This is a genomic window from Mycolicibacter sp. MU0083, from assembly GCF_963378075.1.
GTDB classification, from domain to species: Bacteria; Actinomycetota; Actinomycetes; order Mycobacteriales; family Mycobacteriaceae; genus Mycobacterium; species Mycobacterium kokjensenii.
Genome location: NZ_OY726394.1, coordinates 3,122,712 through 3,142,408, shown reverse-complemented (window position 1 = coordinate 3,142,408; position 19,697 = coordinate 3,122,712). Strand labels below are relative to the sequence as shown.

Here is a 19,697-nt window from a genome sequence, read left to right as displayed (position 1 = left end):
CTCCATTCATGAACCTCAACTTGTCCGCCGACGAAGTCCTGACCACCACCCGATCGGTCCGCAAGCGTCTCGACCTCGACAAGCCGGTTCCCCGCGAGGTGCTGATGGAATGCCTCGAGATCGCCTTGCAGGCACCCACCGGTTCCAACGCCCAGGGCTGGCAGTGGATGTTCGTCACCGACCCGGTCAAGAAGCAGGCGATCGCCGATATCTACCGCGCCAACGCCCTGCCCTACCTGAACCAGGAGAAGCCCGGCTACGGCGAGGGTGACGTGCGCACCGAACGGATGGGGTTCGTCAGCGATTCGGCCAAGTATCTGGCCGAGAACCTCCAGGACGTGCCGGTGCTGCTGATCCCGTGCCTGGAGGGCAAGCCCGACACCGGGGGACTGGGGTTCAGCGCGTCGTTCTGGGCCTCGCTGTTCCCGGCGGCCTGGAGCTACTGCCTGGCGCTGCGTAACCGCGGACTGGGTTCCTGCTGGACCACTCTGCATCTGCACGGCGACGGCGAGAAGCAGGCCGCCGAGGTACTCGGCATCCCCTACGAGCAGTACAGCCAGGGCGGGCTGTTCCCGATCGCCTACACCAAGGGCACCGACTTCAAACCGGCCAAGCGGCTGCCGGCGGACCGGGTGGTGCACTTCGACACCTGGTGATCCGGCCGGCGATCACGGCGCCACTGTCGGGTTATGTCACGCCCTCCGGCCGATCGCGTGCCATAACCCGACATTCGGTGCGGCCGAACTACACCCCGCCGGGAAAGCCGTGCTGGCGCCACGCCTCGTAGGCCGCCACCGCGGCGGCGTTCGACAGGTTCAGCGACCGCCGTCCGGGCAGCATCGGGATGCGAAGCCGCCCGGTGATGTGCGGGTCGGCCAGGGTCTGCTCGTCGAGCCCGGTGGGTTCGGGACCGAACATCAGGACGTCGCCGGGTTCATAGCGCACGTCGGTGTAGGCGGTGGCCGCGCCGGTGGTGAACGCGAAGACCCGGGCGTCGCCGAGGGCCTCCCACGCCGCCGGCAACGACGGGTGGACCCGCACCCACGCGAGGTCGTGGTAATCCAGACCGGCCCGCCGCAGTTTCGGCTCGGACAGATCGAATCCCAAGGGCTCCACCAGGTGGAGTTCCGCGCCGGTCGCCGCCACCATCCGGATCGCGTTACCGGTGTTGGGCGGAATGCGGGGTGAGTAGAACAGCACCCGGATCATGGGGTCGATCATGACAGCCCGTCGATCTGTTTGCTCGACCGGAGTTCGCAGTGGCACGCGAAGGTCTCGAAAAGTGTTCTGTTAAGTAAAGATTCTGGTCATGCCTGGTACCGACTGTCATACTCGTGCAATTGCTATGCCGTGAATCACACCGCAACCCGCCGCGCGGGTGCGATGTCCGCAAGAGTCCGATGAATGAGGCGCAGACGGTGAGTTCCAGTCGAGCGGTCGGCGTACCGGCCACTGGCCGGTGACGCTCTTCGACCACCCGGAAGGGGTGGAGCAGGCCCCGGGCGACCCGGTAGACCGCGATCATCAGCCCGGTGCCGCGACAGTCAAGCGGCCGTCGCGATGGTCGGTGCGCAACTGGCCGGTGCGATGGAAGGTGCTGGCGATCGCCCTGCTGCCGCTGTCGCTGGCCGGGCTCTTCGGCGGCCTGCGGGTCTCGACCGCACTCGCGGACTCCAACCGGCTGCGGCTGATCGCCGACCGTGCCGAGATGATCCCGGCGATCACCAATTACATGTCGGCACTGGGTGATGCACTGGTGGCCGCATCGTCCGACGGCGACGCCGAGGGCGCCCGGAAGAACTTCGAGAACCGCAAATACGAGCTGCAGTCGAGACTGTCGCACACTGACGTGGCCGCCGACGTGCGGTCCGGGGTGGACACCCTGATCGACCGCGGCCAGGAACTGCTGACGCTGGTGTCGACCACCGGGGTCGGGCTGCGTGACGAGGTGACCGGCTACGCGCCCATCCTGCTGACCGCCGAAGACGCCATCATCGGATCGGTCCGGTCGGACGGTGAACAGATCCGGGCGCAGACCGAGGGATTGAGCCGCGCAGTCGGTGCCCGCGGCCAGATGATGATGCAGGAACTGCTGGTCAACCGTGGCGGTGAGCTGCCCGACCCGGAGTTGCGCACCTCGATGATGACGCTGGCCGGCACCGAGCCGTCCACGCTGTTCGGGATGGCCCAGGTGCTCGGTGTCGACTCACCGGAAGCCAAGTCCCTGCAGCAGCAACTGGTGACCCGGATGGCGATCATGTCCGACCCGGAGCAGGTGCTGCCGAACAACCCGGTGCTGCGGGACTCGATTCGCACCACCGACCAGATCGCCGCCCGGCTGATCGCCGAGAACACCGGCGCGGTCACCTCGGCCGTCGAGGACCGCGCCGAGGCCCGCCGCGCCGCCGCGTTGCGCGACGTGGCGCTGGTGCTGGCCGCGATCACCGCCACCCTGCTGGCGGTGTGGCTGGTGGCGCGCTCGCTGGTGCGTCCGCTGCGCACTTTGCGGGACAGCGCCTTGCAGGTGGCCCACACCGACCTCGAGCAGGAGATCGCCCGGCTGCGTGCCGGCGAGCCCGGGTCGGATCGCGACCCCGACCCGTTGCCGGTCTACACCACCGAGGAGGTCGGACAGGTCGCCCACGCCGTCGACGAACTGCACGCGCAGGCCCTACTGCTCGCCGGGGACGAAGCCCGGCTGCGGCAGCTGGTCAACGAGATGTTCGAGACGATGTCGCGGCGCAACCGATCCCTGGTCGACCAGCAGTTGGCGCTCATCGACCAGCTGGAGCGCAACGAGGACGACCCCGACCGGCTGGAGAGCCTGTTCCGGTTGGACCATCTTGCCGCCCGGATGCGGCGCAACGGGGCGAACCTGCTGGTGCTGGCCGGTGCGCGCACACCCCACGAACGGGGCCGGCCGACACCGCTGGCGACGTTGATCAGTGCCGCCGCCTCGGAAGTCGAGGGCTACGACCGGGTGCAGACGGTATTGGTGCCCGACACCACGGTGACCGGCGCGGCCGCAGCCGACTGCGTGCACCTGCTCGCGGAATTGATGGACAACGCATTGCGCTATTCGGCGCCGACGGAACCGGTCCGGGTGGTCGCCGGATTCGAGAGCGACGGCGGGGTGGTGATCGAGGTGGTCGACGTCGGGTTGGGGATGACCGACGCCGACCTGCGGATGGCCAACATGCGGCTGGCGGCCGGCGGTGAGTTCAGCCCGGAGAACGCCCGCCACATGGGGCTGTTCGTGATCTCACGGCTGGCGCACCGGCACGGCATCGAGGTCCGGTTGTTCCCGGCGTCGCAGGGGTCGAGGGGTATCACCGCCGAGGTGTACCTGCCGGCGCACCTGCTGATCGGCGGGCCCGTCGAACAACCCATCCCGGTGGTCGCGGCTCCGCCGGTCCAGCCGATCGCCGACGTCGCCGAGACGCCGCAGCCCCAACCCGCGCCGTACGAGTCGTATGAGTCCTACGACCAGTCGGTGCAGTCCGAGCCCTACGACTACACCGACGCCGACGACGACGTCGACGTGGCCGATCCCGGTCCCGTCGTCTCGCTGCTGCCGCGCCGTAACCCGGGATCCAGCGGTATCACCGGGCCATCGGCCGGGCGACCCGCCGAACCGTTCGAGCGGGCGCCGCACGCAGCCGAGCCGGTCATCGAAAGGTCTTCTCCCGCCGACACGTCGGCGTATTTCGCGGCGCGATCCCGGGCCGCGGCCACGCCGGAGCCCGAGCCCGAGCCGGAACCCGCATCCGCGCCCGACACCGATTCGATCTATCAGCGGATGCTCTCCGAATCGCTGGGCAACGACCCCAACGAACCGGGTCTGCGCGCCGACCTGGACTGGCAGTCGGTGTGGGATCGCGGTTGGTCGGTGGCCGCCGAGGTCGAGAACGTGCCGGTCGTCGCCCACACCGAACACGGTCTGCCGGTCCGCGAACCCGGCGCCCGGCTGGTACCCGGGTCTGCTCGCGACGATGCACCAGAGGCGCTCGATACCTATGTCCCCGAACACGGTTCGGATGACCAGGGTGACCACGGTGAGCACCCGGCGTCCGACGGCGGACCCGGCGGGGCCGCCCGCCCGACACCGCAATGGGATCCCGCGGCGATAGGAACCTCGATCAGCAGTCACTTCAGCGGGGTGCACGCCGCACGAGCGCACGCCCGGGAAAACGGACACGACATCGACCAGGGACAGAACCGGTAATGACCTTCCCCACAGAACCCGCAGAACACCGTCGCCCCGCCGAAACCTCGCTGGACTGGCTGGTCTCCAAATTCACCCGCGAGGTGCCCGGGGTGTCCCACGCGGTACTGGTCTCGGTCGACGGGCTGACGGTCGCGGCCAGCGAACACCTGCCCACCGAACGGGCCGACCAACTGGCGGCCGTCGCATCGGGTCTGGCCAGTCTGGCGACCGGCGCGGCACAACTGTTCGAGGGCGGGCGGGTGCTGCAGTCGGTAGTCGAGATGGAGCAGGGCTACTTGTTGCTGATGCGGGTCGGCGACGGCTCGCACCTGGCGACCCTGGCGAGCGCGTCCTGCGATATCGGCCAGATCGGCTACGAGATGGCGGTTCTGGTGGAGCGGGTCGGCGCGGTGGTCCAGTCCGCGCGCCGATCGGCCCCGTCGGCCGGCCGCTCGCGGGGTGCCGGTGAATGGTGATGGACAGCGCGCAGCACCGCGGGTACCGGACCGCCCCGCAGACTCCCGACGTCGAGGCCAATCTGGTCCGTCCCTACACCCTGACCGCCGGTAGGACCCACACCGACGTTCCGCTGCCGCTGGAAGCCCCGGTGCAGACCCTGCACGATGCGCAGCCCAACCAATGGCCGGTCAGTGATCCGCGCGGCCGGATCGTCGAACTCTGCCGGGCGGCTCCGTCGGTCGCCGAGATCTCCGCCCGGCTGGATCTGCCGCTGGGTGTCGCGCGCGTCCTGGTGGGCGATCTGGTCACGTCGGGATACCTTCGGGTGCGCGCGACGCTGACCGAGGCGTCCACCCGGGACGAACGCCGGGAATTGATAGGAAGGACGCTTCGTGGCCTACGAGCGCTGGGATAGGCCCCCGGACACGTCCGCCGCCCCGCGGGATTCCGCCTCGACCAAGATCGTCATCGCCGGCGGATTCGGGGTCGGCAAGACCACCTTCGTCGGCACCGTCTCGGAGATCATGCCGCTGCGCACCGAAGCGCTGGTGACCGATGCCTCGGCCGGCATCGACGGGCTGGAGGCCACTCCCGACAAGCGGACCACCACGGTCGCAATGGACTTCGGCCGCATCACCTTGGCCGACGATCTGGTGCTGTACCTGTTCGGCACGCCGGGCCAGCGCCGGTTCTGGTTCATGTGGGACGACCTGGTGCGCGGTGCCATCGGCGCGATCGTCATGGTCGACTGCCGGCGACTGCAGGACAGCTTCGCCGCGGTCGACTTCTTCGAGCACCGCAACCTGCCGTTCCTGATCGCGGTCAACGAGTTCGACGGGGCGCCGCGCTACCCGGTGGCCGCGGTGCGCAAAGCGCTGGCCCTGGCCGATCACATCCCGGTGATCGCCGTCGACGCGCGCGATCCCCGATCGGCCCGGGGTGCGCTCATCGCGATCAGCGAATACGCACTGTCCACCCTGGCGCCGACGTCCGGTTGACCGGCGCCCGGCACTGGGTCGACCGCGAGTTCGTCGGCCACGATTTCCGCGACGAGGATCTCTCCCGGCTGCACACCGAACGGACGGTCTTCGACGACTGCGATTTCAGCGGCGCGAACCTGGCCGAATCGCAGCACCGCGGATCGGCCTTCCGCAACTGCCGGTTCGAACGGGCATCGCTGTGGCACAGCGAATTCCATCACTGCAGCCTGCTGGGCTCGGTGTTCGTCGACTGCCGGCTACGGCCGATGGTCCTCGACGAGGTCGATCTGACCCTGGCGGTGCTGGGCGGCAACGATCTTCGCGGGGTGGATCTGGCCGGGTGCCGGTTGCGGGAAGCGGGCCTGGTGGAAACCGACCTGCGCAGAGCGGTTCTGCGCGAGGCCGACCTGACCGGTGCTCGCACCGCCGGTCTGCGGCTCGAGGAAGCCGATCTGCGGGGTGCCCGCGTCGACCCGACGCTGTGGACCACCGCGGCGCTGACCGGCGCGCGCATCGACATCGCCCAGGCGATGACCTACGCGGCCGCCCACGGGTTACGGCTCGACGGCGCGGACTGACACTGCGGCTACCGCTTGAGCCGGATCTTCCACCACACCAGGGTGCTGTAGAACACCGACAGCAGCGCCAGCATGCCCATGTCGAGCAGCCAGATGCCCTTGGTGTGCTTCCACAGCCCGTCCTGGGGGATCTGTTTGACCTGGACCGCCGGGGTGCAGCCGTCCGGCACGGCCGGATCGGGGTTCTGCGGGGTCGGCAGCGGCATGCAGTCCTTGGGGATCGAGTCGTGATGCAGCAGCGTGTTGAAGTCGATCGTCGACGCGCCCGCCGCATAGCCCCAACGGCTGGGAGTCACCCACGACATCTGGTCCAACCCGATCCGCCCGGTCACCGGGATCATGCCGCCGCTGAGCACCAGCTGCGACATGATCGAGACCACCAGCATCGGCATGATCTGCTCGTTGGACTGCGCGAACGCCGACAACGCCAACCCCAGGATCGCCGAGGCCACGCAGGTGGCCGCGACGGTGAGGAACAGCTCGAAATTGGCGCTGGCGAACAGCGGCTCGAAGGTACTGGTATCGCTGGTCGGCGTCCCCTTCTTGGGGCCGCCCTTGCCGAGGATCACGATGGTGGTGGCGATCGCGGCCTGCGCGACGGCGAAACCGCAGAAGACCGTGATCTTGGCGAGTAGGTAGGCCACCGTGGACAGGCCTACCGCCTGTTCTCGTTTGAAGATGGGTCGTTCGCTGACCAGGTCGCGGATGGTCAGTGCGGTGCCCATGAACACCGCTCCGAGATTGAGCAGCACCATGATGTACTGCGGCTCGGTCGGCGCATCGAGGCCCGGCATCTGCAACCCGTGTTTGCCCTTGACCGTCAACGACAGCATGCCGACCAGGAACGGCAGGATGCCCAGGAAGATCGAGTAACCGCGGTCGGAGACGATCAGCCGGACCTGACGGCGTGCGATCGTGGACAGCTGCTTGCGCAGGCTCTCCGGCGGGGGACTGCCCAGATCGGCCGGCGGGGTCGACGGAACGGCGGCCGCCGGACCCTGCGCGCCGCCTCCGGTGCGCTCCAGGAAGCGCCGGTTGGCTTCGTCGGGGTCGGCGCCGACACTGGCGAAGATGTCGGCGTAGTTGTCGGCGCCCATGGCCGGGAAGACCTCTTTGGGCGGGCCGCAGAATGCGGTCTTTCCACCGGGGGCGACCAGCAGGATCTGGTCGCAGACATCGAGGTAGGACACCGAGTGGGTGACGACCATGACCACCCGGCCGGCGTCGGCCAGCCCGCGCAGCATCAACATCACCTGCCGGTCCAGGGCCGGGTCCAGGCCCGAGGTCGGCTCGTCCAGCAGCAGCAGCGACGGCCCGGTCAGCAGTTCCAGCGCCACCGAGGCGCGTTTGCGCTGCCCGCCGGAGAGCTTGTCCACCCGGGTGTCGGCGTGCTTGGTCAACTCGAGTTCCTCGAGGACCTGTGCGACGGCCTTGTCCCGGTCGGCCTTACTGCTGTCCGGCGGCAGTCGCAGTTCGGCGGCGTAGCCCAGTGCCTGGTTGACCGTGAGCTGCCGGTGCACCACGTCGTCCTGGGGCACCATCCCGATTCGACTGCGCAGCGAGGCGTATTCGGCGTGGATGTTGTGGCCCTCGAAGGTGACCGATCCGCTGGTGGGTTTGGTGTAGCCGGCGATCAGCCGCGACAGCGTGGTCTTGCCGGCCCCCGAGCCGCCGATGATCGCGGTCAAGGTGCCCGGTCGGGCGGTCAGGGTGATGTTGTTGAGCAGTCGCTTGCCGCCCTCGACGTCGAAGCAGACATCACGGACCTCCAGGCCACCGGTGCGCGAAGCGGCGTCGGTGCGGCGCAGCAGGGTGCCGCCGGTGAACTCCAGGTCGACGTTGCCGATCGTGACCAGGTCGCCCTCGGACAGGATCGCCGAACCGATCCGGACACCGTTGACGAACGTCCCGTTGATGCTCCGGCTGTCCCGGATCTCGGTGCCCAGCGTGGTCTGGATCAGCATGGCGTGGTGCCGGGAGGCCAGCACGTCGGAGATGACGATGTCGTTGTCGGTGGCCCGGCCGATGGTCAGGGCCCCGGCCGGTGCATCCGGCGCCGAGCTCGTGGTGGGCCGCAGGATGTCGAACATCCGGGTGGCGATGTTGCCGGTTACCGGCGGGGTCGCGACCGCGGGCGCCATCCGGGTGGCCGGTTGCTGCGGCGGGAAGACCTCGGCCGGCGGCGGCGGGGGATAGCCGGGGCGCAGCGCCGCGTCGCCGCCCGGTCGGGGCGCGTGCGGCGGCGGTGGGGGCGCGGCCGGTTGATAGTGCGGCTGCATGCCGGGTTGGCCGGCCGAACGTGGATCCGGGTAGTGCACGGGCTCGGGAGCAACCGGGTAGTGCGGCGGCGGCGGCGGCGGTGACGGTGGCGGCGGTGGACCCGGGCGGTGCGCGCCGGGCGGCGGCAGCTGGATCGAGACGGTCTGCGGCGGGCGGCCGGCCTGGCCCTGGTGCCGGCCCACCTCGAAGGCGACCCGCGGCCCGTCCGGATTACCGAGGTTGACCGCCTGGCCGTCGTGGATGTCGACGACGGGCACTCGCTGGCCGTTGACGTAGATCCCGTTGAGGGAGCCGTTGTCGATGCCCCGCCACCGGCCCTGCTCGAAACGCAGCAACAGGTGGGCGCGGGATACCAGCGGATGGGGGATCCGGATGTCGGCCCGTAGATCCCGTCCGATCACCACGTCGTGGCCTGCGGCGAAGGTGCCTTGCGTGCCGTCGTGGCGGACGGTCAGCACTGGCGGCGCGGGGTGATTCATGACGTCCAACCTTAGCTAACTTCGTCGGGTGCGCCGGTAACGACGCAACGGGTGCGGCGGTAGATCGTGGGCATGCACTGGTTGCAGTGGATGCATGCCGACCGGGTGGACGGTTCGGCGGCGATCCGGTTGATCAGATCCGGTTCGGCCAGCAACGCCCGGGCCATGGCGACGAACTCGAATCCCTCGGACATCGCGGTGTCCATCGTCTCGCGGTCGGTGATGCCGCCCAACAGGATCAGCGGCATCGACAGCTCGGCCCGGAACAACCGGGCATCACGCAGCAGATAGGCGTCGTGGTAGGGATATTCGCGCAGGAACCGGTTGCCGGTCATGCGCATACCCCAGCTCAACGGCGGGGGAAACACGGCGGCGAACTCCTTGATCGGAGCATTCCCGCGGAACAGGTACATCGGGTTGACCAGCGAACTGCCCGCGGTCAGCTCCAGGGCGTCCAGACCGCCGTCGTCCTGCAGCCACTTCGCGGTGGTCAGCGACTCGTCCAGGCTGATCCCGCCGCGCACCCCGTCGGTCATGTTCAGCTTGGCGGTCACGGCGATCTGCCCGCCCACCGCACGGCGGACGGCCTGCACCACGCCGCGGGCCACCTTGGCCCGGTTCGCCAGTGATCCCCCGAACTCGTCGGTGCGGCGGTTGATCAGCGGACTCAGGAACGAACTCGCCAGGTAGTTGTGGCCCAGATGGATCTCGACGGCGTCGAACCCGGCGTCGACGGCGTAGCGGGCGGCGTCGGCGTGCTGGGCGATGACGTCGTCGATGTCGTCGCGGCTCGCCTTCTTCGCGAAACGCATCCCGATCGGGTTGAAGAACCGGACCGGGGCCAGCGCCCGGGCCTTGTTGGAACGCGCGTCGGCGACCGGACCCGCATGGCCGATCTGCGCACTGACCAGTGCACCCTCGGCGTGGATGGCCTCGGTCAGTCGGCGCAGGCCCGCGACGGCCTCCGGGCGCATCCACAGCCCGTCGTCGGAGGTCCGCCCGCCGCGGGAGACCGCGCAGTAGGCCACGGTGGTCATACCGACCCCGCCCGCGGCCGGCAACCGGTGGTACTCGATCAGGTCGTCGGAGACCAGTGCGCCCGGGGTCCGGTTCTCGAACGTGGCAGCCTTGATGATCCGGTTGCGCAGCGTGAGCGGTCCGAGCTTGCCGGGACTGAAGACGTCGGGGACGGACATAGCGGGAGCCTACAAGTCACCCGCTGGGAACATTCGCACAAACGGTCCCCGACCGGTACGTGCCACAATGTCCGGCGTGGGTGCAATCACGTTGGACGGCAAGGCGACGCGCGACGAGATCTTCGTCGACCTTCAGAAGCGGGTAGCGGCGTTGTCGGCCGCCGGGCGCACACCGGGGCTGGGCACCGTCCTGGTCGGTGACGATCCGGGTTCGCACGCCTACGTGCGCGGCAAGCACTCCGACTGCGCCAAGGTCGGTATCACCTCGATTCGTCGTGACCTGCCCGCGGATTGCAGCACCGCGCAACTCGAGGACACCATCGACGAGTTGAACGCCAACGACGAGTGCACCGGCTACATCGTGCAATTGCCGCTGCCCGGACACCTGGACGAGAACGCCGCGCTCGAGCGCATCGACCCGGCCAAGGACGCCGACGGGCTGCACCCGACGAATCTGGGCCGGCTGGTGCTGGGCACGCCGGCGGCGCTGCCGTGCACGCCGCGCGGGATCGTGCACCTGCTGCGCCGCTACGAGGTGCCGCTCGCCGGCGCCCACGTGGTGGTGATCGGACGCGGGGTGACGGTCGGTCGCCCGCTGGGGCTGCTGCTCACCCGCCGGTCGGAGAACGCCACCGTCACGCTGTGCCACACCGGCACCCGTGACCTGCCGGCGCTGACCCGCCAGGCCGACATCATCGTCGCCGCGGTCGGGGTGCCGCACATGCTCACCGCCGACATGGTGCGTCCCGGTGCGGCGATCGTCGACGTCGGGGTGTCGCGGACCGACGCCGGGCTGGTCGGTGATGTGCACCCCGACGTGTGGGAGGTGGCCGGCCACGTGTCGCCGAACCCGGGCGGGGTGGGGCCGCTGACCCGGGCGTTCCTGCTGACCAACGTCGTGGAAAGCGTCGAGAGCACGTTGTGACGGCCGCCGTTCACGTCCGTCGGGTGATCGCCGCGCAGTGGCCGATCCTGCTGGTGGGGCTGATCTTCACGGCGGCGTTCGTCCTGGCCGGGGCGAACTTCTGGCGGCGCGGTGCGCTGCTGATCGGTATCGGGACCGGCGTGGCCGCCGTGCTGCGACTGGTGTTGTCCGATGATCGGGCGGGGCTGCTGGTGCTGCGGGACCGCGGACTGGATTTCGCGACGATGACGACGGCGGCCACCGTGATGCTCTATGTGGCCGCGACCATCGACCCGCTCGGGACCAGCTAGCGGCCCTGCTAGGCGCGCGGGATCGCCGGGATCGCCGGGATCGCGGGAACCCCGTCGGACAGACCGGGAATACCGACGGCCATCCCGGGAATCTGCGGTAGCTCCGGCACTTGGCCGCTGGCCAGTTGCGAGAGCATCTGCGGGCAGTACACCTGCACCGCGATCTCGGTGAACAGGCGAGCCATCTCAGGCGACATGGCGGGTCCGCCGCCCATGGCGGCGACGGGGGCGGCGACCGAGGCCGCGGTGCCGGCGGGTTCGCTCAACATGGGGCAGACGGACTGGCCGAGAGACGCGGTGGCGGCCGGATCGGCGACCGGGATGCCCGCTCCGGTCAGGTCGGACAGGAACGACGTATCGACCGGACTCGCCTGCGCCGGTGCGACGAATCCCGCGGTGGCCAGCAGTGCGGCCGCCGTTGCGCAGCCCGCGTCGACCAAGAATTTCCCCATGCGTCCCCCTCGTCGTCGTCCGGTGCCCCGAAGATCTCCGAAGGCCACCGCACGTCCCCGTTGAAATTCTGCATCAAAGCGGTAACGCCGACGAGTCCATCGGGTCACGGTTTGCCTACGGGGTTCCGGAGTGGACCGGCGACGCGGGCCCCCGATCGGAGTCCACCATCAACTGGTTTCGCCGCCCGATCCGAATCATCAGTCGCATTATGAGCGTGCAAGCCGGAAGAATGCCCCGAACAATGGAAATTTATACAGTCAAAAGTTTGAAATATTCATACGTGTTTCAGGTTTTTGTAATGTTATAGATAGGCTTAGGCAAGCAATAAGCAGTTCTGCGTTCGCTGCCGGAGGTCGTCGTGAAGGTAAGCCCCACGTTCCGTTCGTTGAGCACTGCCGCGGTGGCCGTCTCCGGTGCCGCAGCTCTGGTCGCTTCGCCGATCCTGGTGCCCGGATCGGTGTCCCCATCGCCGACGGTGACCGCCGACGTGGCACTGATGGACAACGTTGCCCTGATCATGGGCGGCAGCGGTACGCCGATCCCGGGAGCGTTGGACTTCGCCTGGGCCGAGCGTTACCTCGGGCACCTCGGATACGGCGACTACACCATGCACGGCGTCTTCACCCCGGAAGGCCTGTACCCGGGCACCGGGGTCAAGAGCCTGCCGCTGGACGTCTCGGTGGACCAGGGTGTGCGGATTCTCGACCAGACGATCCTCGACCACATCCAGGCCGGCGACAAGGTGGTGGCCTACGGCGTCTCGCAGAGCGCGGTGCTGGCCTCGCTGACCATGAACGACCTGGCCGCGCTCGGCGCCGGCGCACCCGACGTCGACCAGTTGTCGTTCGTGCTGCTGGCCAACGAGATGTTCCCCAACGGCGGCCTGCTGTCCCGTTTCGCGCTCCCGGACGTCCCGCTCTACATCCCGTCCCTGGGCATCGACTTCTACGGGGGCACGCCGGGCGACACCCCGTATGCGACCGACATCTACATCGCCGAATACGACGGGTTCGCCGACTTCCCGCGGTACCCGCTCAACTTCCTGTCGACGCTGAACGCCGTGTTGGGCATCGCGATGGTGCACGGTCCCGGCTACTCCAAAGACGGTGCCATCGACTCCGCGGAACTGCTGCTGGGCTCCACCAACTACGACGGGCCGCTGGAGCTTCCCGAGGGCGTCTCGGCCGCGGCGAACACCGACTACTACGTGATCCCCACCGAGACGCTGCCGCTGCTGCAGATGCTGCTGGGCATCCCGGTGATCGGACAGCCCCTCTATGACCTGCTGGAGCCGGTCACCAGGATTCTGGTCGACCTCGGCTACGGCAACGTCGACACCTATGTCGACGGGGAGCTGACCCACGGCGGCTGGGACATGGGTCCGGCGAACCTGACCACCCCGTTCGGGGTGTTCCCCGAGGACATCGATGTGATGGAGCTGCTGACCTCACTGGGGCAGGGACTGCAGCACGGGGTCAACGCCTTCATCTACGACCTCGGGCACCTGTCGTTCGGCGACGTCTCCGAGGCGGCCGGTTCGCTGACCGACTTCGCGTTGCCCAGCCTCCTCGACGTCGTCAACACGATCTCCGGTGCGGCCGCCACGATGTATTCGGTGCTGCTGCCGACGGCCGACATCATCAACGCCCTGCTGACCACCATGCCCGCCTACAACGTGAGCGTCTTCTTCGACTCGCTGATGGGCGACGACGACCTGCTGACCAATCTGGTGAACGCGATCGGGCTGCCCATCGCCGCCGACGTCGGGTTGGTGACCACCGCGATCGGGTTCCAGTTGTTGAGCGTCGGCGCGGCGCTGCAGTCGATCGTGGGCGACTTCACCGACCTGTTCAGCGCCTAAGCCCCGCCGGCCGGCCCGATGTGCGGTGAGCGTGCGGGTCTGCACGGCGACGCGCCGTGAATTCTGTACAACCGCGCACGCTCGTCCGCGGGGAACGCGGCCCTCAGCTCAACGTGGCCCGCATGCACACGGTGACGTAGGGCATCGACAGTCCCGCCGCGCCGGCCAGTGCGGGATGGGTGGCCAGCAGTGTGCGGACCCGGTCCAGCGTCTTGGTGCGCACCGCGTCCGGCGAGGTGATGCAGTAACTACGCGAGGCGACCAGGTCGAGCAGTGCCTGCGGCGTCAGATAATTGGTCCACTCCACCTGGTGGCTCTCGATCTCGCCGAACGGCGCGGGCAGGTGCACACCGGCCTCCACCACGTCACGGGCGTCCTCGCGGCCGATGATGTTGCCGAGTTCCTTGACCCAGCCCAGACGTTCGTCGCGGGTGTTCCAGACCAAGCCCAGCCGACCGCCCGGGCGCAGTACCCGCACCAGCTCGGGGATGGCCCGGGTGGCATCGAACCAATGCCAGGCCTGGGCCACCAGGACCGCGTCGACACTGTTGTCCGGCAGGGGGATCTGTTCGGCGGAACCGAGCAGCGCCGGGGTGCCGGGCAACGCGGTGGCCAGCACTTCGAGCATTTCCGCGATCGGATCCACGGCCACCACGTCCAGGCCCCGCTCCACCAGGCGTGCGGTGAGCTTGCCGGTGCCGGCGCCCAGGTCGAGGACATCGCGGGCCCCCGGCGGCAACAGCCAGTCGATGGCGTCCGGGGGATAGGACGGCCGGCCCCGTTCGTAGGCGGCGGCCTGCGAGCCGAACGACAGCGAGCGGTCGCGGCGTCCCTGCCCGGCCGGGCTCATCGCCGCTGCGCGCTTTCGGCCAGGGCGAGCGTCCTGCGGATCAGCTCGCCGACCGGCTCGGTCTCCAACAGGAAGCCGTCGTGCCCGTTCACCGAGTCGATGACGTCCAGCCCCGCACAGCCCGGCAGCGACTCGGCCAGTTCCGCCTGCAGCCGCAGCGGGTAGAGCCGGTCGGAGGTGATTCCGGCGACCACCGCGGGCACCGGGCAGCCCTGTAGCGCCGCGGCGACCCCGCCGCGGCCGCGCCCGACATCGAAGCCGGACAGCGCGTCGGTCAGGGCTACGTAGCTGCCGGCATCGAACCTCGACACCAGCTTGTCGCCGTGATGCTGCAGGTAGCTCTCCACGGCGTAGCGGCCCCCGGCGGCCGGATCCTCGCCGTCCTGGGAGTCGTTGGCGAACCGGCGGTCCAGTTCGGTCTCGCCCCGGTAGGTCAGGTGCGCGATGCGCCGGGCCAGCGCCAACCCGGCGTCGGGGTGACGGCCGGTGCCGTGATAGTCGCCGCCCTGCCAGTTCGGGTCGGCTTTGATGGCCGCGACCTGCGTGCTCTGGGTGCCGATCTGGTCGGCGGTCGCGCGGGCGCCGACGGCCAGCAGCAGCCCGGCGCCGACCCGGTCGGGGTGGCCGACCATCCACTCCAGGCCCCTGGCGCCCCCCATCGAGCCGCCCAGCACCGCGGCCACCTCGGTGATACCGAGTGCGGCCAGCGCGGCGATGTCGGCTTCCACCTGGTCGCGAATCGAGATCGCCGGAAACCGCGAGCCCCACGGCTTGCCGTCGCGGGCCAGCGATGCCGGGCCGGTGGAGCCGCAGCAGCCGCCCAGGGCGTTGGTGGCCACCGCGCACCAGCGGTCGGTGTCGATCGGGGCGCCGGGCCCGATGATCCCGTCCCACCAGCCCGGGGTCGGATGCCCGGGGCCGGCGGGACCGGCGACATGGGAGTCCCCGGTGAGTGCGTGCAGCACCATGACGACGTTGTCGCGCCGGGGCGACAACTCGCCCCAGCGCTGCACCGCGATGTGTACGTCGTCGAGTACCGCGCCGCTCTCCAACACCAGCGGCCCGATGCCGACCACGCCGGTCTCTCCCACGGCGGGCAGCGCCTGCCTGGATACGTCGGAGATCGTCACCGGGACTCGCCTCAACGAGCCGCCAGCGCCGACGAGTCGCCGAGCTTGGCCGCGGCCGCGGCGAAGCCGAGCTCCAGGTCCGCCAGGATGTCGTCGATGCCCTCGATGCCGACCGCGAGCCGCACCAGGCCCGGGGTGACGCCGCTGGCCAGCTGCTCTTCGGCGCTGAGCTGGCCGTGTGTCGTCGAGGCCGGGTGGATCACCAGCGACCGCACGTCACCGATGTTGGCGACGTGGCTGTGCAGCTGCAGTGCGTCGACGAACGCCCGGCCCGCCTCGATACCGCCGGCGAGCTCGAAGGACAGCACCCCGCCGACGCCCTTGGGCGCCAGTTGCTTGGCCAGGCCGTGCCAGGGCGAACTGGGCAGCCCGGCGTAGTTGACGCTGAGCACGTCCTCGCGGGCTTCCAGGAACTCCGCGACCCGCTGGGCGTTGGCGACGTGCCGCTCCACCCGCAGGCTCAACGTCTCCAGGCCCTGGGCGATCAGGAAGGCGTTGAACGGCGAGACGGCCGCACCCAGGTCGCGCAGCAACTGCACGCGGGCCTTCAACGCGAACGCCGGTGCGCCCAGGTCGGCGAAGACCGCCCCGTGGTAGCTCGGGTCGGGGGTGGTGAAGCCCGGGTGGCGGCCCTGGGTCCAATCGAAGTTCCCGCCGTCGACGATCACGCCCGCGATCGTCGAGCCGTGCCCGCCCAGGTACTTGGTGGCCGAGTGCACCACGATGTCGGCGCCGTGGGCCAGCGGCTGGATCAGGTAGGGGGTGGCGACGGTGTTGTCGACGATCAGCGGGATGCCGTTGTCGTGGGCCACTCCCGACACACCCGGGATGTCCAGCACGTCGATCTTCGGGTTGGAGATCGTCTCGGCGAAGAACGCCTTGGTGTTCGGTCGCACCGCCGCCCGCCACGACTCCAGGTCATCGGGGTCTTCGACGAAGGTGGTCTCGATGCCCAGTTTGGTCAGCGAGTAGTGCAGCATGTTGTAGGTGCCGCCGTAGAGGCGCGGGCTGGACACGATGTGGTCACCGGTGCCGGCGAGGTTGAGGATCGCGTACGTCGCCGCAGCGGAACCGGATGCCAGCAGCAACGCCGCGACCCCACCCTCGAGGGCGGCGATGCGCTGCTCGACGACATCGTTGGTCGGGTTCATGATCCGGGTGTAGATGTTGCCCGGAACCTCCAGGCCGAACAGCTTGGCCGCGTGATCGGTGTTGTCGAACGTGTAGGAGGTGGTCTGGTAGATCGGCAGCGCGCGGGAGTTGGTCGCGGCGTCGGGGGTCTGCCCGGCGTGGACCTGCTTCGTCTCGAAGGACCAGCGTGCCGTCGGGTCGGAGGTGTTCTCGGCGGTCATGTGGGTAAAGGCTTCCTCGGTAGTGGTTGTCGCTGGAATATCACGTGGGTTCAGCGACAACAGCCACCGACGAGCGGCCGCAATGAGGCACGCATCAGGTTCCCCTGTTCTACTCGGGGGGCCCGTTGTGGCGGACCCGCGCTTGCCGCGTAGCCGATAGGTGGCTACTCAACCCGGTCATCACCCGGGGCACCCCACCGCGGTTGGAGGGTTGCCGGCCAGCAAGCCGGGGCTTCGCGCTGACACTCATGACCGTCAGGAAGCCTATCGCATCTTTCGGGACCGTCGCCACAGGCTCACCGGCGGCGGGTGCGCGGGTGAGGTACGCGATACTGATGCGGCTGTGTACCACGCAGCACAAAACGTTCGTTTCAGAACCTGACGCCGGGAGAACAGCCATGTGCGCCGACAAGCCGACCATCATCTACACGTTGACCGACGAGGCGCCGCTGCTGGCGACGTACTCCTTCCTGCCGATCGTGCAGGCCTTCACCGGCCCCGCGGGTATCGACGTCACGCCCAGCGACATCTCCGTGGCGGCCCGCATCCTGGCCGCGTTCCCCGACTACCTGACCGAGTCGCAGCGGGTCCCCGACAACCTCGCCGAACTGGGTCGGCTCACGCAACTGTCGGACACCACCATCATCAAGCTGCCCAACATCAGTGCGTCGGTGCCGCAGTTGGTCGCCGCCATCAAGGAGCTGCAGGACAAGGGGTTCAAGGTTCCCGACTACCCGGAGGACCCGAAGACCGAGCAGGAAAAGGACATCCGCGACCGTTACGCCAAGTGCCTGGGTAGCGCGGTGAACCCTGTTCTGCGGGAAGGGAACTCGGACCGTCGTGCGCCCAAGGCGGTCAAGGAGTATGCGCGTAAGCACCCGCACAGCATGGGTGCGTGGTCGATGGCGTCGCGCACGCACGTGGCCACGATGCGCCACGGCGACTTCTACCACGGCGAGAAGTCGATGACTCTCGACCGCGATCGCGACGTCAAGATGGAGCTGAAGACCCGCAGCGGCAAGACGATCGTCCTCAAGGAGAAGGTGGCGCTGCTCGACGGCGACGTCATCGACTCGATGTTCATGAGCGTCAAGGCGCTGCGCGAGTTCTACGAGGAGCAGATGGAGGACGCCCGCAAAACCGGGGTGATGTTCTCGCTGCACGTCAAGGCCACCATGATGAAGGTCAGTCACCCCATCGTGTTCGGCCACGCCATCAAGGTCTTCTACAAGGACGCGTTCGCCAAGCACCAGGAACTCTTCGACGAGTTGGGCGTCAACGTCAACAACGGTCTGTCCGACCTCTACGGCAAGATCGAGACGCTGCCGGCGTCCAAGCGTGAAGAGGTCATCGAAGACCTGCACGCCTGCCACGAGCACCGTCCCGAGCTGGCGATGGTGGACTCGGCCAACGGCATCTCCAACTTCCACTCGCCGTCGGACGTGATCGTCGACGCGTCGATGCCGGCGATGATCCGTGCCGGCGGCAAGATGTACGGCGCCGACGGCCGCCAGAAGGACACCAAGGCGGTCAACCCCGAGTCGACGTTCGCGCGGATCTACCAGGAGATCATCAACTTCTGCAAGACCAACGGGCAGTTCGACCCGGCCACCATGGGCACCGTCCCCAACGTCGGCCTGATGGCACAGAAGGCCGAGGAGTACGGCAGCCACGACAAGACGTTCGAGATCCCCGAGGACGGTGTCGCCGACATCGTGGACCTGGCCACCGGGGAGGTGCTGCTGAGCCAGAACGTCGAAGCCGGTGACATCTGGCGGATGCCGGTGGTGCGCGACGCGCCGATCCGCGACTGGGTGAAGCTGGCCGTCAATCGCGCGCGGGTCTCGGGCATGCCGGTGGTGTTCTGGCTCGACGACGAGCGTCCGCACGAGAACGAGCTGCGCAAGAAGGTCAAGAAGTACCTCGCCGATCACGACACCGAGGGCCTGGAGATCACCATCCTGCCGCAGGTCTGGGCCATGCGGTACTCGCTGGAGCGGGTGATCCGCGGTCAGGACACCATCGCCGCGACCGGCAACATCCTGCGCGACTACCTCACCGACCTGTTCCCGATCCTGGAACTGGGCACCAGCGCCAAGATGCTGTCGATCGTGCCGTTGATGGCCGGCGGCGGTATGTACGAGACGGGTGCCGGCGGTTCGGCGCCCAAGCACGTCAAGCAGCTGGTGGAGGAGAACCACCTGCGCTGGGACTCGCTCGGCGAATTCCTCGCGCTGGGAGCCTGCTTCGACGACCTGGGCGCCAAGACCGGCAACACCGCAGCCAAGATCCTCGGGTCCACGCTGGACGCGGCGATCGGCAAGCTGCTCGACGCCAACAAGAACCCGTCGCGCAAGACCGGTGAGCTCGACAACCGGGGCAGCCAGTTCTACCTCGCGAAGTACTGGGCCGAGGAACTGGCCGCGCAGACCGAGGACACCGCGCTGGCCGAGCACTTCGCCGGGCTGGCCGATGCGCTGGGCAAGAACGAGGACGTCATCGTCTCGGAGCTGGCCGAGGTCCAGGGCAAGTCGGTGGACATCGGCGGCTACTACGCACCGGACCGCGACAAGACGTCGGCGGTGATGCGGCCCAGCGCGACCTTCAATTCCGCGATCGGCGCAGCGGACTGAAAAACCGACGCTGACCGGTCATGA

The 19,697-nt window shown here is 68.6% G+C and carries 17 protein-coding genes and 1 riboswitch; of the genes, 10 read left to right on the top strand and 7 right to left on the bottom strand.

Annotated elements, in window-relative coordinates; translation table 11 throughout:
* The first annotated feature begins 8 nt into the window (after positions 1-8).
* The gene (locus tag RCP38_RS14725; protein ID WP_308473673.1) at positions 9-656 is read left to right on the top strand and encodes a nitroreductase family protein; all 648 of its coding nucleotides are present in this window, start codon (positions 9-11) and stop codon (positions 654-656) included.
* 88 nt (positions 657-744) lie between these two features.
* Here the strand turns inward: RCP38_RS14725 and RCP38_RS14720 are convergent, their stop codons facing one another.
* Positions 745-1,209 carry a tRNA (cytidine(34)-2'-O)-methyltransferase gene (locus RCP38_RS14720; protein WP_308477319.1) on the bottom strand — a complete coding sequence of 155 codons (465 nt, stop codon included), beginning with the start codon at positions 1,207-1,209 and terminating at the stop codon, positions 745-747.
* 250 nt (positions 1,210-1,459) lie between these two features.
* Here RCP38_RS14720 and RCP38_RS14715 point away from each other — a divergent pair, with 250 nt between their 5' ends.
* The 5 genes from RCP38_RS14715 to RCP38_RS14695 are packed head-to-tail and all read left to right on the top strand — an operon-like array spanning position 1,460 to position 6,224.
* The gene (locus RCP38_RS14715) at positions 1,460-4,225 is read left to right on the top strand and encodes a HAMP domain-containing sensor histidine kinase (RefSeq protein WP_373692366.1); all 2,766 of its coding nucleotides are present in this window, start codon (positions 1,460-1,462) and stop codon (positions 4,223-4,225) included.
* Positions 4,225-4,683: a roadblock/LC7 domain-containing protein gene (locus tag RCP38_RS14710; RefSeq protein ID WP_308473672.1), complete on the top strand. Its 459-nt coding sequence runs from the start codon at positions 4,225-4,227 to the stop codon at positions 4,681-4,683. The genes RCP38_RS14715 and RCP38_RS14710 overlap by 1 nt, the downstream gene beginning before the upstream one ends.
* Positions 4,683-5,081: a DUF742 domain-containing protein gene (locus tag RCP38_RS14705; RefSeq protein ID WP_308477315.1), complete on the top strand. Its 399-nt coding sequence runs from the start codon at positions 4,683-4,685 to the stop codon at positions 5,079-5,081. Before RCP38_RS14710 ends, RCP38_RS14705 begins: the two co-directional genes overlap by 1 nt.
* Complete coding sequence (locus tag RCP38_RS14700; protein ID WP_308473671.1) at positions 5,059-5,664, top strand: GTP-binding protein; 606 nt, start codon at positions 5,059-5,061, stop codon at positions 5,662-5,664. Before RCP38_RS14705 ends, RCP38_RS14700 begins: the two co-directional genes overlap by 23 nt.
* The gene (locus RCP38_RS14695; protein WP_308473670.1) at positions 5,661-6,224 is read left to right on the top strand and encodes a pentapeptide repeat-containing protein; all 564 of its coding nucleotides are present in this window, start codon (positions 5,661-5,663) and stop codon (positions 6,222-6,224) included. Before RCP38_RS14700 ends, RCP38_RS14695 begins: the two co-directional genes overlap by 4 nt.
* A gap of 8 nt (positions 6,225-6,232) precedes the next feature.
* Here RCP38_RS14695 and RCP38_RS14690 read toward each other — a convergent pair whose 3' ends face one another.
* The gene (locus RCP38_RS14690; protein WP_308473669.1) at positions 6,233-8,983 is read right to left on the bottom strand and encodes an ATP-binding cassette domain-containing protein; all 2,751 of its coding nucleotides are present in this window, start codon (positions 8,981-8,983) and stop codon (positions 6,233-6,235) included.
* A gap of 11 nt (positions 8,984-8,994) precedes the next feature.
* Positions 8,995-10,179, bottom strand: coding sequence for an NADH:flavin oxidoreductase (locus RCP38_RS14685; RefSeq protein ID WP_308473668.1), 1,185 nt, complete (start codon positions 10,177-10,179; stop codon positions 8,995-8,997).
* A 76-nt stretch (positions 10,180-10,255) separates the two neighbouring features.
* Between RCP38_RS14685 and RCP38_RS14680 the strand changes: the two genes are divergently transcribed.
* On the top strand, positions 10,256-11,104 hold the full coding sequence (locus RCP38_RS14680; protein WP_308473667.1) for a bifunctional methylenetetrahydrofolate dehydrogenase/methenyltetrahydrofolate cyclohydrolase: 849 nt from the start codon (positions 10,256-10,258) through the stop codon (positions 11,102-11,104).
* Positions 11,101-11,394, top strand: coding sequence for a DUF3017 domain-containing protein (locus RCP38_RS14675; protein ID WP_308473666.1), 294 nt, complete (start codon positions 11,101-11,103; stop codon positions 11,392-11,394). The genes RCP38_RS14680 and RCP38_RS14675 overlap by 4 nt, the downstream gene beginning before the upstream one ends.
* 8 nt (positions 11,395-11,402) lie before the next feature.
* On the opposite strand, the gene RCP38_RS14670 is transcribed toward RCP38_RS14675, so the two are convergent.
* Positions 11,403-11,846: a DUF732 domain-containing protein gene (locus RCP38_RS14670; protein ID WP_308473665.1), complete on the bottom strand. Its 444-nt coding sequence runs from the start codon at positions 11,844-11,846 to the stop codon at positions 11,403-11,405.
* Positions 11,847-12,205: 359 nt separating this feature from the next.
* On the opposite strand from RCP38_RS14670, the gene RCP38_RS14665 reads away from it, so the two are divergent.
* A complete protein-coding gene (locus tag RCP38_RS14665; RefSeq protein WP_308473664.1) occupies positions 12,206-13,708 on the top strand; it encodes a PE-PPE domain-containing protein in 1,503 nt (500 codons plus the stop codon).
* 103 nt (positions 13,709-13,811) lie between these two features.
* Here RCP38_RS14665 and RCP38_RS14660 read toward each other — a convergent pair whose 3' ends face one another.
* The 3 genes from RCP38_RS14660 to RCP38_RS14650 are packed head-to-tail and all read right to left on the bottom strand — an operon-like array spanning position 13,812 to position 17,040.
* Positions 13,812-14,558, bottom strand: a complete 747-nt coding sequence (locus RCP38_RS14660; RefSeq protein WP_308473663.1) for a class I SAM-dependent methyltransferase — start codon at positions 14,556-14,558, stop codon at positions 13,812-13,814.
* Entirely contained in the window at positions 14,555-15,688 is a 1,134-nt protein-coding gene (gene metX / locus RCP38_RS14655) for a homoserine O-acetyltransferase MetX (protein ID WP_308473662.1), read from the bottom strand. The genes RCP38_RS14660 and metX overlap by 4 nt, the downstream gene beginning before the upstream one ends.
* A gap of 11 nt (positions 15,689-15,699) precedes the next feature.
* Positions 15,700-17,040 (bottom strand): bifunctional o-acetylhomoserine/o-acetylserine sulfhydrylase, encoded by a 1,341-nt coding sequence (locus RCP38_RS14650; protein WP_308473661.1) that lies wholly within the window; start codon positions 17,038-17,040, stop codon positions 15,700-15,702.
* Positions 17,041-17,173: 133 nt separating this feature from the next.
* A riboswitch (SAM riboswitch) is annotated at positions 17,174-17,294 on the bottom strand.
* Positions 17,295-17,438: 144 nt separating this feature from the next.
* Here RCP38_RS14650 and RCP38_RS14645 point away from each other — a divergent pair.
* Entirely contained in the window at positions 17,439-19,673 is a 2,235-nt protein-coding gene (locus tag RCP38_RS14645) for an NADP-dependent isocitrate dehydrogenase (RefSeq protein WP_308473660.1), read from the top strand.
* Positions 19,674-19,697: the final 24 nt, after the last annotated feature.